Raw genomic sequence first — 14,577 nt, forward strand, 5'->3', positions numbered from 1 at the left:
GCCTAGAATTCGATCCCTTCCTGCGCCTTCACCCCCGCCTTGAAATGATGCTTGACCAGCGTCATCTCGGTCACGAGATCGGCGGCCTCGATCAGCTCCGACTTGGCGTTGCGGCCGGTGACGACGACATGAAGATCGGGCCTGCGGGCCTCGAGCGCCGCGAGAATCTCGACGAGCGGCAGGTAATCGTAGCGCAAGGCGATGTTCAATTCGTCGAGCACGAGCAGCCTGATCTTCGAATCCGCCATAAGCGCCCGCGTCTTGGTCCAGGCGGACTCAGCGGCGGCTACATCCCGCGCGCGGTCCTGCGTTTCCCAGGTGAAGCCCTCGCCCATCGTGTGCCAGGAGATGAGATCCGCGAATCTCGCGAGCGCCGCGCGCTCGCCGGTCTCCCAACCGCCCTTGATGAATTGGACGATTCCACAGGACCAGCCGTGGCCGAGCGCGCGCAAAAGGAGCCCCATAGCCGCCGTGGACTTGCCCTTGCCAGCCCCCGTGTGGACGATCAGCAGCCCTTTTTCCACGATGGTTTTAGAGGCCACCTCGGCGTCCTGCAGGGCCTTGCGCTTCGCCATTTTTTCGCGATGGCGGAGGGCTTCGGGTTCGTCAGTGGATTTATTCATTTGTGCCCAATTCGTCGAGACGGCTTAAGTGGCCAGTGAAGCAATTTTGAAATGCTCCATTCTTAAAAAGCCGGGGCTTCAATTGTGGCTTAGGTAAGGTTGAAGGGTAACTGGAACAGACACCAACCCTTGCAAAGGCTTCTGCCAACTGCTGACAAGGCCATGCTCTAAATTGAGCTCGACCTTTAGCACCCGCTGTGGTTTACTTACCATATTAGTGGCTCAGCCTGCTGCAGGGGACTATGAATATTTATAGCCGGCTCTACAAGTACCGGAACACTCCCTCAGCATTCCCAGCAGAAAACTTTCTCACAGAAGCACTCGCAGACATCTTCAACCGATTGCCGATGCCCTTCCAAATCGAGTTCCTGGTTCGAATGTTGTCAGCATCGTGCTCGAAGCGCCTCCGAAAGAAGTGCAAGGACGTAGGACAGATCAACGCCAAAACGCAAGTCTGCATAGACGTGGTTGGCTCCTTCAAGCGACCGGACATGATCGTCTATCTGGACAACCAGCCGCTCGTCCTTTTCGAAGTCAAGGTCAACGCTGCTTTCCAGGAACACAAGGTAGAAGGCCCCGAAGTTGAACGACTGCACCGTGCCGACAATAACGAAGCCCTCATTCAGAGCCAGCTCAAGACGTACTCGGACTGGATGAGTTCGCAGTGCTCCGGCGATTGGCCGGGTGCCGTCGTGCTGCTAACACACGGGACGCAAGCGCCAGATGGATTCGAGGATGACGGGCGCGAGCGCAACTCTGTTATCGGCGTTACGCGGACATGGGCGCACGTTGGTGGCTGGCTCGCCTCTAATCTCAACTTGAACCGATCTGAGATGACGTATTGTGCACTCGCTTCGGACTTCAATCTCTTTCTAGAGGAACAAGGACTGATGACGGACTTCATGACTTCGCGGGATTTGGCGGCAACGGCACTTTTTATGTCCTCCTACCGAGCGCTGATGTATACTTTCAGCACAGCAATATCCGCAATCGCTTCAAAGTACCCGAAGTCCCGGGGCGGAAATTTGCATTGGGAGTTCTGGCCCGATGGTAACGCATATTGGGCTTGGTACTACCTGAATAGCAAGCTGAACCCCCCTGGCAGCAAGTTCTGGATCGGGATCGGCATATGTTTTCCAGATCAGCGAGCGCTTGATTGTGTTGATCCCGTTGGCATACCGATGCATGAGCCTTTCTTCTTCGTCATGAGCGACGACGACTGGCACAAAATGAAGCCCTCTGAGTTCTTCAGCAAAATCCCCAAGGGATGGGTTGAAATCCACGACGGATACAGCGTAGTCGCGACGCGCGCGGTCAGCAGTTTCGTAGCCGACCCAGATGCTCGCGCGCAATCGTTAATTGCCTGGGCTCAGGAAGAAGTTGGGCAACTTATCTCTTGTATCCCAAACTTCGAGGATGCGCCCATCGAGAATATACCCGAGGAGGTCGAAAGCTGATTCAACAGCCGCAGCAACGCCAGTGGAAATAGATTTCCCATTTTTTCGGTGTAAACGGCGGCTCAAGATCAGACCATCTCAAGAAAATTGTCCTTCCGTGTTTGGGAAAGCATTATTGAGGCGTCGCTCGTTGCCACGACCGGCAGTCGTTCGAAAGAGGTGCGCCGCAGAAACGAAAGTATCGAAGATGGCTCGCGAGTGGAGAAACCACCCCCACAGGCACAACGCGATCCAAACTTGACCCGCCACCCCTCGATTGACAGAACTCCCCACTGGTATAGTCTCCCTCCCCGCAACGGTCCCTCGCTTCGAGTGGTAAAAGGGAATGCGGCGGCGCTTTCTTTCGCGCCGGAAGCCGCAGCTGCCCCCGCAACTGTCAGCGGTGAGCCGCGCGCCACAAAGCCACTGGGACGCCGGGCGACCGGGTTCTGGGAAGGCGGCGCGGGGCTATGATCCGTGAGCCAGGAAACCTGCCGTTCAAATCGAGCCAAGGCCGGCGGGGTGCTCCGGCTTTCATCGATGCCGGCGACCAGCTCGCCGGCGAAGGAGCCCGCATCTTTGCGGCGCTCCCGCCGAAGCGCCCGCGCGTAAATTCAACGCCGAAGGACCGGGCGCCTCGATGACGACACTCGCATGACCAGCTTCGCCAAAATCCCGGCGACGATCGTCACCGGCTTTCTCGGCGCCGGAAAGACGACGCTCATCCGTCACTTGCTCGCCACCGCCCAGGGCCGCCGCCTCGCCCTCGTCATCAATGAATTTGGCGATGTCGGGGTCGATGGCGAGATTTTGCAGGCCTGCGGCGACGAAGCCTGCAGCGCCGACCGAATCATCGAGCTCGCGAATGGCTGCATCTGCTGCACCGTCGCCGATGATTTCCTGCCCGCGATCGAACGGCTCCTGGCGCTGCCAGAGCCGCCCGAGCACATCATCATCGAGACCTCCGGCCTCGCTTTGCCGAAGCCGCTGGTCAAGGCCTTCGATTGGCCGGCGGTCCGCTCCCGATTGACGGTCGACGGCGTCATCGCCGTGGTCGACGGCGCGGCGGCGGCGGAGGGCCGCTTCGCCGATGATCCAGCGCGTCTCGCCCGCCAGCGCGAGGCCGATCCCTCGATCGAGCATGACAATCCGCTCGAAGAAGTCTTCGAGGATCAATTGCTCTGCGCCGATTTGATTATTTTAAACAAGACCGACCTCATCGGCGCGGAAGATCAGGCGCGTGTCTCGGCCGAAATCGCAGCGAGCGTTCCCCGCGCGATCAAAATCGTCGCGGCGCGCGAAGGGCGGATCGACGCAGCCATCCTTCTCGGCCTTCATGCCGCCACCGAGGACGATCTCGCCGCGCGGCCCTCCCATCACGATTCCGAAGCCGAGCATGATCATGATGATTTCGAAAGCATCATCGTCGACATGGACGCGATCGAGGATAGCGGCGCCCTGATGCGCCGCCTGGCGGAGGTCGTCGAGCGCCATGACGTCCTGCGGATCAAGGGCTTTCTCGAATTGCGCGGCAAGCCGATGCGGCTCCTCGTGCAAGGGGTCGGCGCGAGGCTGCAGCAGAGTTTCGACCGGCCCTGGCGTCCCGGAGAGCCACGGCGCGGACGCTTGGTCATGATCGGCGAGAAAGGCCTCGACGCGGCGGCGATCGCCCAGGCCCTCGCGCCCAGCGCGTTTTGAGCCTATGCACCTCCTGCGCAGCCAATCGCTGACGCTCGACGAGGCGGAGGCCGCGATCGATCTGGGGCAGACGCCGGCCGATCTCGTGTTCCTGTCCTTTTCGGACAGCGATCTCGCGATCGTCGCGGCCGCGCAGGCGCGGCAGAAGAGCAGGCAGAGCCTACGGCTCGCCAATCTCGGCAAGCTCAAGCATCCCTATTCCGTCGATCTCTATGTCGAGAAGCTCGCCTCGAAAGCCCGCTTTGTCCTCGTTCGCCTGCTCGGCGGCCTCGACTATTGGCGCTATGGCGTGGAAGAGCTCGCCCGCGCCGCGAGGGCGCAAAATTTCACGCTCGCCATCATTCCCGGCGATGCGACGGAAGACCCGAGGCTCGACGCCGCCTCCACCTTGCCGATCGCCGAGCTTCGCCGCATGTCCGCGGCGTTCCAACATGGCGGGGTTGAAGGCGTCGCCGCGCTTCTCAGCTGGATCGAGACCTTTCCTCATGCGCCGGCCATGCCCGGCGAGCCTACGACCTTGCCAGCGGCTGGGCGATGCGAGGCCGCTTGCCGAGCGCCCGCCGCGGCCGCAGGACGAGCGTTCATCGTCTTTTACCGCGCCTTTCTTCTCGCCGGCGACCTGGCGCCGATCGAGGCGCTCGCCGACGCGCTCGCCGCGCGGAGCTTGAGCGTCTCCGGCCTGTTCGCGACGAGCCTCAAGGACGCGCAGGCGATTGCTTTCCTGCGCACGCAGATCGCGCGCGAAAAACCCGACGTGATCGTCAATACGACCGGATTTTCAGCCCGCCTCGACGATGGCAGAAGCCCGCTCGACGAGGCCGATTGTCCAGTGCTGCAGGCGATCCTCGCCGGCTCGAGCGAAGCCCAATGGAAGGCGGACCCGCGCGGCCTCGGTGCGGCGGATCTCGCGATGAATGTCGTCCTGCCAGAAATGGACGGGCGGCTGATTTCGACCGCGATCGGCTTCAAGACGGAAAGCCTTCCCCGTGCGGATCTCGAATTCACGCCGCTCGTTCATGCGCCCACGACCTCCGGCGTCGATCGCGTCGCCGATCTCGCCGCCGCCTGGACGAGATTGCGAAAGGTCCCGCAAGCGAAGCGCAAGATCGGCTGCGTCCTTTCGGATTATCCGGGCAAGGCCGGCCGCGCCGGCTATGCGGTCGGGCTCGATGCGCCGCAAAGCGTCGCCTCGATCGCGGCGATCTTGCGCGACACCGGATATGACGTAGGCACGCTTCCGCCCAACGATGAATTGATGCGCGGCCTCGAAGCCGGCGCCGCGACCGAGCGCTTGAGCCTCGCGGATTACAAAGACGCCCTTCGCGCCATGCCGGGACCATTTGTCGAGTCGCTGCTCGCGCGCTGGGGAGAGCCTGAGGCGGACCCGCTGGCGCGCCAGGGCGCTTTCCACTTCTCGATCCTGCGCGCGCGCCATTTGCTCGTCGCGCTACAGCCCGATCGAGGCGCGAGCCCCGAGCGTAAGGCCGACTATCACGACTCGAGCCTGCCGCCGCGCCATTCCTATGTCGCCTTCTATGTCTTTCTGCGCCGGTCGGAGCAGATCGACGCCATGATCCATTGCGGGACGCATGGCACGCTCGAATGGCTGCCGGGAAAGGCGGTCGCGCTCGCCGAGGATTGCGCGCCGGCCGCCGTGCTCGGACCTCTGCCCGTCGTTTATCCGTTCATCGTTAATAATCCAGGCGAGGCCGCGCAGGCCAAGAGGCGCATCGGCGCGCTGACCCTCAGCCATATGACCCCGCCGCTGACGGAAGCCGGAAGCCATGGCGCCGCGCTCGAGATCGAAGCCTTGTTCGACGAATATGCCGCCGCCGAGTCCCTTGACCCGAAGCGCGCGCGACTCCTGGCGAAAGCCATTCTGGAACGCGCCGAGGACACGGGATTGGCGCGGGACTGCGGGCTCGACCAAAGCGCCGACCCGTCAGCAGCGCTAACGCGCCTCGACGCCTGGCTTTGTGATCTGAAGGAGATGCGCATCGGGGACGGCCTGCATGTCTTTGGCCAGTCCCCTTGCGCCGCCTCGCGCGACGCCAACGCGCCAGCGGAAACCGCCATGCTGATTGACGCCTGCGGACTGGCGGAAGCAACCGGCCTCGTCGCCGCGCTCGACGGCCGCTTCGTCCCGCCGGGGCCGGGCGGCGCGCCCTCACGCGGACGCCTCGACGTCTTGCCTACCGGCCGCAACCTTTATGGCGTCGATCCGCGCGCGGTCCCGACCCGAACGGCCTTCGAGATCGGCCGGCGCGCCGCGCGCGAGGTCTTGAACCGTCATGCCCAGGATCATGGCGATTGGCCGAAGCGGATCATCATGGACCTTTGGGCGAGCGCGACCATGCGCACCGGCGGCGACGATCTCGCTCAGGCGCTCGCGCTCATGGGCGTCATGCCGGTCTGGGATTTCGCCTCGTCCCGCGTGAGCGGCTTCGAGATCCTGCCTCTCGCCCGCCTCGACCATCCGCGCGTCGACGTCACCTTGCGGATTTCCGGCCTCTTCCGCGACGTGTTTCCAGCTCAGATCGCACTATTCGATCAAGCCGTCCGCGCCGTCGCAGCCCTCGACGAGGACGACGACAGCAATCCCTTGGCGGCGGCGCGGCGGCGTTCGCCGGGGGACTTTCCGCGCATCTTCGGCGCCGGGCCCCAGGCCTATGGAATCGGCGTCACGCGGACGATCGACGCAGATCCATCCAGCGCGCGCGACGATCTCGGACGGCTCTATCTCGCCGCGACCTCGCACGCCTATGGCGGCCCGCGCGGCGAAGGCGCGGCCTCGGCGCAATTTTCCGATCGCGTCGCGGAAGCCGATGCGCTCGTCCATGTCCAGGACCAGGATGAAGGCGACGTTCTCGACTCCGACGCCCTCGTCGATCACGAGGGCGGCTTCGCGGCGGCGGCGCGCCTGCTCGGCAATGACGCGCCGGTCTATCATGTCGAGACGACCAGGCCTGACGCGATCAGGGCGCGCACCCTGCCTGAGGAGGTTGCGCGCGTGGTCCGCGCGCGCGCGAGCAATCCGCGCTGGATCGCCGGGCAGATGCGCCATGGCCATCGCGGCGCGGCCGAAATCGCCTTGACCATAGACAATCTCTTCGCGCTCGCGGTTCTCGCCGATGCGGTCGCGAGCCAGCATTTCGACTTAATGTTCGAGGCGACCTGCGGCGCGCAAGATGTCCGGGACTTTCTGATCGAGTCCAATCCCAAGGCGGCGCGCGCCATTGTCGAGCGTTTCGAAGAGGCCCATCGACGCGGCGTCTGGAAAAGCCGGCGGAATTCCGTCCTCGATCGCCTCGCCGAAATGCGGGGCGCGCTTCCATGACCCTCGCGGCTCGCCTTCGCAAGGGCTGGTGTCCGGGCGCGCTTCGGCCCATGCCGGCCGAGGACGGCATGCTGGTCCGCTTGCGCATCAGTGGCGGCGCGCTTTCGAGCAGGGCGCTGCGGCGGCTGGCGGAGGCAGGACGCGCGTGCGGCAACGGGCTCTTCGATTTGTCGTCGCGCGCCAATCTGCAAATGCGCGGCGTCTCGGCGCAAAGCCTGCCCGCTCTGACCGCGATCCTTGCGGAGCTCGGCCTGCTCGACGAAGACGCGGAGGCGGAAGCCGTCCGCAATGTGCTCGCGAGTCCCCTCGTCGGCCTCGATGCGCCGATCGACGCGGGGCCCATCGCGCAGGCGCTGGAGAAGGCCCTCGTCGGCAACAAGGATCTTCATGGGCTGCCGGGCAAATTCGGCTTTCTCATCGACGATGGCGGCGCGCTGTCGCTGGCCTCGGTTCCGGCCGATGTCCGCTTCGACTATTGCGCGGAGCGAAAGGTTTTCATCGTTGGCGTTGGCGGCGACGCGTGCGAGGCCGAATGTCTCGGCGCCTGCGAGCCCGGCGCCGTCGTCGATCAAGCGCTGCGGATCGCGCGCGCCTTTCTCGATCACGGCGCGCGCATGCCCGAAACTCCCCGCCGGATGCGCGAGCTTTTGCAATCATGCGGCCCCACCGCGATCGCCAAGGCCACAAGACTTCGCCCTGCGCCGCCGCCGCAAAAGGCTCGCTCCCTAGCCGAGCCCTGCCCCATCGGCCCGATCCGCCTCGGGGGCGGCGAAAATCTCTGCTTCGGGGTCGGCGCGCCCTACGGCCGCTTCGACGCCGATATGCTTGAAGCGATCGCCCGCGGCGCGGAAGCATTCGCCGATGGCGAGACCCGCCTCACGCCCTGGCGCGCGATGCTTTTGCCGGGGGGCGCCGAAGCCGAGATCGAAGCGCTGAAGACCCATTTCTCCATGGAGAATTTCATCATCGACCCGCAAGACCCTCGGCTCGCCGTCGCCGCCTGCCCTGGCGCCCCGGCCTGTGCGCAAGGCTCAACGCCGACCCATGCCGACGCCCTAGCCTTGGCTCCTCTCGCGCGGCTCTTGCAGCCGGAGGGCGTGACGCTCCATGTGTCGGGCTGCGCCAAGGGTTGCGCGCGGCGCGCCGCGACGCCTTATGCGCTCATCGCGAAAGACGGCCGCTATGAGCTGATCGTCGAAAACGCGCCGCCGAATCGGGGCGCGGCGCAAGGTCTCACGCTTTCGGAGGCGCAATACATGCTGGAGTCGATCGCCCGCCAGGCGCGCGCGGCCCGCGAGGTCGAGCATAGATGAACGCCATGTCGGAACCTTCGAGCCGCTTCGATTACATTCGCGACGGCGCCGAGATTTATCGCCGCTCTTTCGCGACCATCCGCGCGGAAGCCGATCTCGCGCGCTTCTCCCCCGATGAGGAAGCCGTCGCGGTGCGCGTCATCCACGCCTGCGGCATGGTGGAGATCGCCAGCGATCTCGCATTCTCGCCCGAGGCCGCCGCGCGCGCGCGCCAGGCGCTGCGGGACGGCGCGGCGATCCTTTGCGACTCCCAGATGGTCGCCCATGGCGTCACAAGAGCGCGCCTGCCGCGCGCCAATGACGTGATCTGCACGCTTGGCGATCCCACTGTCCCGGCGCTCGCCGCACGGATCGGCGAGACGCGCAGCGCCGCCGCGCTCGAACTCTGGCGCGATCGCCTCGACGGCGCCATTGTCGCGATCGGCAATGCGCCGACCGCCTTGTTTTACCTGCTCGAAATGCTCCGCGAGATCCCTGCGCGGCCCGCTTGCATCATCGGCATGCCGGTTGGCTTCGTCGGCGCCGCCGAATCGAAGGAAGCGCTGATCGCAGCGGCGCCCGCGCCTTTCATCACGGTGAAGGGCCGCAAAGGCGGCAGCGCCATGACGGCCGCCGCCTTGAACGCGCTTGCAAGCGAGGCCGAATGAACGATCAGGCGCAGCGCAAAGGGCGGCTCTATGGCGTTGGGCTCGGCCCCGGCGACCCGGAGCTCGTGACGATCAAGGCGGCGAAAATCATCGAATCCGCACCAGTCGTCGCCTTCTTCTCCAAAAAAGGCGCGCCGGGAAAAGCCCGCGCCATCATCGACCGTTGGCTCCATGGCCAATGCATGGAATTGCCTCTCCTCTATCCGCTGACGACCGAGATCCATTTTCACGATCCGGCCTATGTCGAGGACCTGCGCGAATTCTACGCCGCGGCGACCGAGACGATCGCCGCGCATCTTGCGACAGGCCGCGACGTCGCTCTCGTCTGCGAGGGCGATCCGCTCTTCTACGGCTCCTTCATGCATGTCTATATCCGGCTGAAGGGTCGATTCGAGATCGAGATCGTGCCCGGCATCACCGGCATGTCCGGCTGCTGGAGCGCGGCGAAATTGCCGATGGCCTGGGGCGACGATGTCGTGAGCGTTCTTCCAGGCACGCTGGAAGGCGCCTGCCTCACCCGCCATTTGAGCGCCAGCGACGCCGCCATCATCATCAAGATCGGCGCGAATTTATCAAAGGTCCGAGCTGCCATCGCGCAAGCCGGGCGGCTCGACGCCGCAATCTATGTGGAGCATGGCACGGCCGCAGCAGAGAAGATCATTCCGCTGGCCGAAAAGACCGACGATCACGCGCCTTATTTCTCGCTCGTCCTCATTCCGGGAGAGGGGCGACGGCCATGACGATTTCTCCCCGCGCTCCAGCTGGAAATCTGAGGGTGGTCGGCCTCGGCCCCGGCCCCGAGGCATGGCTGACCCCGGAAGCCTCCGCCGTCCTCGCCGAGGCGACGGATCTCATCGGCTATGCGCCCTATCTCGACAGGCTTCCGCCCCGACCGGGGCAGACGCGCCATGCGAGCGACAATCGCGTCGAACTGGAGCGCGCGCGCCATGCGCTCCGCCTCGCCGAGGAGGGCCGCCGCGTCGCCGTCGCCTCGGGCGGCGATCCAGGCGTCTTTGCAATGGCGGCGGCCGTGTTCGAGGCGATCGATCGAGGCAAGCCCGCCTGGCGCGAGATCGACATCGCCATATGTCCGGGCGTTTCGGCGATGCAGGCGGCGGCGGCCCGCGTCGGCGCGCCTTTGGGCCATGATTTCTGCGCGATTTCGCTCTCGGATAATCTCAAGCCCTGGGCCGTGGTGGAGCGAAGGCTGAACGCGGCCGCGATCGGCGATTTTGTGATCGCGCTCTATAATCCGGCCTCGAAAGCGCGGCCGCATCAGATCCATGACGCCTTCGCCCTGCTGCGCCGGAGCAAGGCCCCTGAAACGCCGGTGATCTTCGCCCGCGCCATCGGCCGCGCGGATGAAAAAATCACAATAACGACGCTCGCAGCGGCAGAGCCGGGCCTCGCCGACATGAGCACTCTGGTGATGATCGGCTCGAGCGAAACGCGGCTCATCGCCCGCGCGGGCGCGCAACCCTTCGTCTATACGCCGCGCGACGCGAGAGCCTCGGCGTGAGCGAGAATATGGGCCATGGCCTCGGCCGGATCATGCAGGGCGTCTCCCGCGACGCCTTGCGGACGTTCGACCATCACGACCGGCAGCCCGAGGCGCCGCGCCGCGACGATCTTGGCGAAAGCCGCGCCACCGCCGCTATTCTTGGTGACGATCATTTCGATCTTTTCATCGCGCAGAAGCTCTTCTTCCGCAGCCGACCCAAATGGGCCGCGCCCGGCGATCACCCGGCAACGAGCCAATTCAGGCGGCGGATCGAAGGGATCGACGGCGCGAATGAGATAGGCATGCTGCGGAGCCGACGCGAAAGCCGCGAGCTGCAGCCGGCCAATGGTGAGAAAGACGCGCTTCGGCTCGGGTCCGAGCGCGGCGGCGGCTGCCTCCATATCGCCCACTATGGTCCAATCATCGCCCGGCTCGCGCAGCCAGGGCGGGCGCGTCAGGACGATGAGCGGAATCCCCGCCTGCGCGGACGCGAGCTCAGCGTTGCGCGACATTTGCTCGGCATAGGGATGCGTCGCGTCCACGAGAAGTTCGATGCGCTCCCGCTCGAGATAGGAGACGAGGCCCTCGACCCCGCCAAAGCCGCCAATTCGATAGGGAATCGCCGGCGCGATCGGCGCCTTGGTGCGGCCGGCGAAGGACAGCATGGACCATATGTCACGCCGGGCGGCCGCGAGCAAGGCGGCGAGGCGGCTCGCCTCCGTCGTCCCGCCGAGCACGAGCACGCGCATCCGTTTTCCTCCCAACATCGGCGCGCGACGCCATGACTGCGACGCCCAGCAAAAAATGGCTTTCCGTGATCGGCATCGGCGAGGACGGACTCGACGGGCTTTCTCCTGCCGCGCGGCGACTATTTTCGCAAGCCCGCCTGGTCGTCGGCGGCGCGCGGCATCTCGCGCTCGGCGGCGCTCTCGAGGCCGAAACCCTGGCCTGGCCCTCGCCCCTCGCCGACGCCATGCCGAAAATCCTGGCGCGACGCGGGACCCCTGTCTGCGTCCTCGCCTCGGGCGATCCCTTCTTCTTCGGGGTCGGCGCGCTCATCGCGGCCCATGTTCCAGCAGAAGAGATGCTTTGTCTGCCGGGACCTTCGGCCTTCAGCCTCGCGGCCGCGCGGCTCGGCTGGAGCCTTCAGGATTGCCGCCTCATCTCGCTGCATGGCCGCGATTTCGAACGGATCATCCCTGAATTGCAGCCTCGGACCCGCATCCTCTGCCTTTCCTGGGACGAGACGACTCCGCCGCGCCTCGCTGGGCTCCTTCGCGAGCGCGGCCTCGGGGGCTCGCGGATAATCGTCATGGAGGCCATGGGCGGACTACGCGAGCGCCTGAGTGAAAGCTCCGCCGAATCTTTCGCGATGGACAAGATTAATCCCCTGAATCTCGTCGCGCTCGAAATCAGCGCGGCGCCCGGGTCCAGGGTTCCGCCAGCCGCCTCGGGCCTCCCCGACGCCTGGTTCGAGAATGACGGGCAGCTCACCAAGCGCGAGATTCGCGCCATCGTTCTGTCGGCGCTCGCGCCGAGGCGCGGCGAATTGCTTTGGGACGTCGGCGCCGGCGCGGGCTCCGTCGCGATCGAATGGATGCTCGCCGATCCGGCCAATCGCGCCATCGCGATCGAGTCTCAGCCCGCGCGCGCGGAGCGCATCAGGCGCAACGCGCTTGCGCTCGGCGCGCCGCAGATCGAGATCGTGACCGCCGCCGCGCCCGAAGCCTTTACCGGCTTGCCTCAGCCGCAAGCGATTTTCGTCGGCGGCGGCGCGAGCGACCCAAAACTTCTCGATGCGGCCTATGCCGCGCTTCCGGCCGGCGGCCGCATCGTCGTCAATGCGGTGACGCTCGAATCCGAGGCGGAATTGATCGCCCGCTTCAAGGCGCATGGCGGCGATCTCATCAAGATCGACATTGCCCGCGCCGATCCTCTCGGCGGCTTCCACGGCTGGAGGCCGGCGCGGCCGATCACGCAATGGTCGGCGACCAAGACATGATCGCCATTGGACTCGGATGCCGGAAAGGCTGCGGCAGCGAGGCGGTCATCCGCCTCGTCCGACGCGCCTTGGCGACGGCAGGTTGCAGCGACGCCCGGGCCAGTCTGTTCACGCATGTGGATAAGAGAGACGAAATGGGCCTCGTGGAGGCCGCGCGGACGCTCGGCCTGACGTTGAATTTTCTCGACGCCAACGTGTTGCGTCTCGCCTCAAACCGCGCCGCGACCCGCTCGATGCGAGTCATGCAACTCTTCGGTCTGCCCTCGATCGCCGAGACCGCAGCGCTCGCGGGCGCCGGCCCAAACGCCATGTTGATCCTGCCGCGCATGAGCGAAGGCGGCGCGAGCTGCGCGATCGCCGCAACGGAGCGAATATGACCGTCCATTTCATCGGCGCGGGTCCCGGCGCGCCAGACCTCATCACCTTGCGCGGCCGCGATCTCATCGCCAGCTCGCCTGTCTGTCTTTTCGCCGGCTCGCTCGTTCCCCGCGCCTTGCTGGAGCATTGCCCCAAGGGCGCGCGCGTCATCGACACGGCGCCAATGAGCCTCGACGAAATTTGCGCCGAATTTTCCCGCGCGCATTCTGCTGGGCAAGACGTCGCGCGGCTTCATTCCGGCGATCTTTCGATCTGGAGTGCGCTCGGCGAGCAAATCCGCCGCCTCGACGGCCTCGACATTCCCTACACGATCACGCCCGGCGTTCCCGCATTCGCCGCCGCCGCGGCGTCTCTCGGCTGCGAGCTGACTTTGCCGGAAGTCGCCCAATCTCTCGTGCTCACGCGCACGCCGGGGCGCGCCTCCTCCATGCCGGCGCTGGAAACGCTAGAGGCTTTCGCGAGGACCCAGGCGACGCTCGCAATCCATCTTTCCATCCACGCCCTCGGCCAAGTCGTCGCCGACCTGACGCCGCATTACGGCGCAGATTGCCCGGTCGCGATCGTCTATCGCGCCTCGTGGCCCGAACAAAAGATCATTCGGGGAACCCTTTCAACCATCGCGCAACAGCTCGCCAAGACGCCAATCGAGCGAACGGCGCTGATCTTCGTCGGCCGCGCGCTCGATGCGCCGGATTTTCGCGAAAGCGCGCTTTATGACGCTGCTTATCAGCGGCGGTATCGTTGACGCTCTTGCGTTGTGTTGGAACAGTTCAAGGTGACGGGTCGTTCCGCGCGCATAGCGCAAATGCTAACATGCGTCCTGTCAGCTGGAATGATTCGATCCAACCAATATTTGCGCAAGGCGAATATGCCGCATGATCGAACTCACAACGCCACAACCCGTGCGAATCCTACGACCGCACGACGAATTCTCTGCCGCTACGCGTAAGCGACGCCTGTAGTTCGACGTCGGTAGATACAGCATGCGGCGAACTTGCATTCCGATAATTACGGTTGATCGATCCTAAGTCATTTCGATCTTGCCGGACGAATGCGGACTAGCCCCTCGATCCACCTAAAACGGCTTCGCCGCGCCTTCGGGCAAGGCGACGCCGAAGCCTTGATTGATCGCCGAAAACATCTGGTAGAAGCCGGAGAGCACGACCAATTCCACAAAGCCCTCTACGCCGAAGGCCTCGATGCTTCGGTCCTGCAGGTCTTGCGGGACATTCTTCCAGGCGAGCGTCGCGGCCAAAATGTTGGCGACGAGATCATAGGGCGCCGGGAACGCCCCGTCCTGAACGCCGTCCTTCCGCAAAGCGTCGATCACCGGCAAAGGCACGCCCGCCGCTTCGGCATGCTCGACATGGTCGAGCCATTCAAAAGCCGCGCCCGTGCTTCTTGCGACGCTCAACACGATGAACTGATAAATATTCCGCGGCAGGCTGCCTTGGAATTTCAGGAAGAAGCCCAGGTCTTCGATCCGTCGGCAGAGCTGCGGATGGTTCATCAGCGCGGCATAGGGGCCGCCGAAGCCCGCGCCCTGCGCGGCGCGGCGCTCGAGCATCTCGTCGTAGAGCTCGAGATCGGCCGGCGAAAGCTTTGAAGGATCGAAAGGCAGCTGCGCCATAAAGGCCTCCGC

General features: G+C 64.8%; 13 protein-coding genes and 1 riboswitch. Of the genes, 10 read left to right on the top strand and 3 right to left on the bottom strand.

The genetic code is table 11. The annotated features are described in order from the left end of the window. Nucleotides 1–2: 2 nt before the first annotated feature. The gene (cobO, locus tag METAC_RS0115195) at nucleotides 3–623 is read right to left on the bottom strand and encodes a cob(I)yrinic acid a,c-diamide adenosyltransferase (protein WP_026607709.1); all 621 of its coding nucleotides are present in this window, start codon (nucleotides 621–623) and stop codon (nucleotides 3–5) included. A 242-nt stretch (nucleotides 624–865) separates the two neighbouring features. Between cobO and METAC_RS0115200 the strand changes: the two genes are divergently transcribed. From METAC_RS0115200 to cobJ, 7 genes are all read left to right on the top strand, one after another. Next, nucleotides 866–2,080: a hypothetical protein gene (locus tag METAC_RS0115200; RefSeq protein ID WP_156898238.1), complete on the top strand. Its 1,215-nt coding sequence runs from the start codon at nucleotides 866–868 to the stop codon at nucleotides 2,078–2,080. 279 nt (nucleotides 2,081–2,359) lie between these two features. Then, a riboswitch (cobalamin riboswitch) is annotated at nucleotides 2,360–2,572 on the top strand. 141 nt (nucleotides 2,573–2,713) lie between these two features. Beyond that, nucleotides 2,714–3,757 carry a cobalamin biosynthesis protein CobW gene (gene cobW, locus METAC_RS0115210; RefSeq protein ID WP_026607711.1) on the top strand — a complete coding sequence of 348 codons (1,044 nt, stop codon included), beginning with the start codon at nucleotides 2,714–2,716 and terminating at the stop codon, nucleotides 3,755–3,757. A 4-nt stretch (nucleotides 3,758–3,761) separates the two neighbouring features. Beyond that, complete coding sequence (gene cobN / locus METAC_RS0115215) at nucleotides 3,762–7,094, top strand: cobaltochelatase subunit CobN (RefSeq protein WP_026607712.1); 3,333 nt, start codon at nucleotides 3,762–3,764, stop codon at nucleotides 7,092–7,094. Further along, nucleotides 7,091–8,407 (top strand): precorrin-3B synthase, encoded by a 1,317-nt coding sequence (gene cobG / locus METAC_RS23880; protein ID WP_036255644.1) that lies wholly within the window; start codon nucleotides 7,091–7,093, stop codon nucleotides 8,405–8,407. The genes cobN and cobG overlap by 4 nt, the downstream gene beginning before the upstream one ends. 5 nt (nucleotides 8,408–8,412) lie before the next feature. Next, on the top strand, nucleotides 8,413–9,054 hold the full coding sequence (locus METAC_RS0115225) for a precorrin-8X methylmutase (RefSeq protein WP_026607713.1): 642 nt from the start codon (nucleotides 8,413–8,415) through the stop codon (nucleotides 9,052–9,054). Next, nucleotides 9,051–9,794, top strand: coding sequence for a precorrin-2 C(20)-methyltransferase (locus METAC_RS0115230; RefSeq protein WP_026607714.1), 744 nt, complete (start codon nucleotides 9,051–9,053; stop codon nucleotides 9,792–9,794). Before METAC_RS0115225 ends, METAC_RS0115230 begins: the two co-directional genes overlap by 4 nt. Next, nucleotides 9,791–10,573, top strand: coding sequence for a precorrin-3B C(17)-methyltransferase (gene cobJ, locus METAC_RS0115235; protein WP_026607715.1), 783 nt, complete (start codon nucleotides 9,791–9,793; stop codon nucleotides 10,571–10,573). Before METAC_RS0115230 ends, cobJ begins: the two co-directional genes overlap by 4 nt. On the opposite strand, the gene METAC_RS0115240 is transcribed toward cobJ, so the two are convergent. After that, nucleotides 10,540–11,322 carry a cobalt-precorrin-6A reductase gene (locus METAC_RS0115240; RefSeq protein ID WP_026607716.1) on the bottom strand — a complete coding sequence of 261 codons (783 nt, stop codon included), beginning with the start codon at nucleotides 11,320–11,322 and terminating at the stop codon, nucleotides 10,540–10,542. The genes cobJ and METAC_RS0115240 overlap by 34 nt on opposite strands. A gap of 14 nt (nucleotides 11,323–11,336) precedes the next feature. Here METAC_RS0115240 and METAC_RS0115245 point away from each other — a divergent pair, with 14 nt between their 5' ends. The 3 genes from METAC_RS0115245 to cobM are packed head-to-tail and all read left to right on the top strand — an operon-like array spanning nucleotide 11,337 to nucleotide 13,680. Beyond that, a complete protein-coding gene (locus tag METAC_RS0115245) occupies nucleotides 11,337–12,557 on the top strand; it encodes a bifunctional cobalt-precorrin-7 (C(5))-methyltransferase/cobalt-precorrin-6B (C(15))-methyltransferase (RefSeq protein WP_026607717.1) in 1,221 nt (406 codons plus the stop codon). After that, on the top strand, nucleotides 12,536–12,934 hold the full coding sequence (locus METAC_RS0115250) for a cobalamin biosynthesis protein (RefSeq protein WP_026607718.1): 399 nt from the start codon (nucleotides 12,536–12,538) through the stop codon (nucleotides 12,932–12,934). The genes METAC_RS0115245 and METAC_RS0115250 overlap by 22 nt, the downstream gene beginning before the upstream one ends. Continuing rightward, nucleotides 12,931–13,680 carry a precorrin-4 C(11)-methyltransferase gene (cobM, locus tag METAC_RS0115255; RefSeq protein WP_026607719.1) on the top strand — a complete coding sequence of 250 codons (750 nt, stop codon included), beginning with the start codon at nucleotides 12,931–12,933 and terminating at the stop codon, nucleotides 13,678–13,680. The genes METAC_RS0115250 and cobM overlap by 4 nt, the downstream gene beginning before the upstream one ends. A 330-nt stretch (nucleotides 13,681–14,010) precedes the next feature. On the opposite strand, the gene METAC_RS0115260 is transcribed toward cobM, so the two are convergent. Beyond that, nucleotides 14,011–14,565, bottom strand: a complete 555-nt coding sequence (locus tag METAC_RS0115260) for a carboxymuconolactone decarboxylase family protein (protein ID WP_026607720.1) — start codon at nucleotides 14,563–14,565, stop codon at nucleotides 14,011–14,013. Between the last annotated feature and the right edge of the window lie 12 nt (nucleotides 14,566–14,577).

Source organism: Methylocapsa acidiphila B2 (assembly GCF_000427445.1).
GTDB lineage: Bacteria > Pseudomonadota > Alphaproteobacteria > Rhizobiales > Beijerinckiaceae > Methylocapsa > Methylocapsa acidiphila.

Excerpts from the sequence above, each read along its gene's own strand:
- METAC_RS0115200 (WP_156898238.1), top strand. The coding sequence starts at position 866 with ATGAATATTTATAGCCGGCTCTACAAGTACCGGAACACTCCCTCAGCA.
- cobW (WP_026607711.1), top strand. The coding sequence starts at position 2,714 with ATGACCAGCTTCGCCAAAATCCCGGCGACGATCGTCACCGGCTTTCTC.
- cobG (WP_036255644.1), top strand. The coding sequence starts at position 7,091 with ATGACCCTCGCGGCTCGCCTTCGCAAGGGCTGGTGTCCGGGCGCGCTT.
- METAC_RS0115245 (WP_026607717.1), top strand. The coding sequence starts at position 11,337 with ATGACTGCGACGCCCAGCAAAAAATGGCTTTCCGTGATCGGCATCGGC.
- METAC_RS0115230 (WP_026607714.1), top strand. The coding sequence starts at position 9,051 with ATGAACGATCAGGCGCAGCGCAAAGGGCGGCTCTATGGCGTTGGGCTC.
- cobO (WP_026607709.1), bottom strand. The coding sequence starts at position 623 with ATGAATAAATCCACTGACGAACCCGAAGCCCTCCGCCATCGCGAAAAA.
- cobN (WP_026607712.1), top strand. The coding sequence starts at position 3,762 with ATGCACCTCCTGCGCAGCCAATCGCTGACGCTCGACGAGGCGGAGGCC.
- METAC_RS0115250 (WP_026607718.1), top strand. The coding sequence starts at position 12,536 with ATGGTCGGCGACCAAGACATGATCGCCATTGGACTCGGATGCCGGAAA.
- METAC_RS0115225 (WP_026607713.1), top strand. The coding sequence starts at position 8,413 with ATGTCGGAACCTTCGAGCCGCTTCGATTACATTCGCGACGGCGCCGAG.
- cobJ (WP_026607715.1), top strand. The coding sequence starts at position 9,791 with ATGACGATTTCTCCCCGCGCTCCAGCTGGAAATCTGAGGGTGGTCGGC.
- METAC_RS0115240 (WP_026607716.1), bottom strand. The coding sequence starts at position 11,322 with ATGTTGGGAGGAAAACGGATGCGCGTGCTCGTGCTCGGCGGGACGACG.
- cobM (WP_026607719.1), top strand. The coding sequence starts at position 12,931 with ATGACCGTCCATTTCATCGGCGCGGGTCCCGGCGCGCCAGACCTCATC.
- METAC_RS0115260 (WP_026607720.1), bottom strand. The coding sequence starts at position 14,565 with ATGGCGCAGCTGCCTTTCGATCCTTCAAAGCTTTCGCCGGCCGATCTC.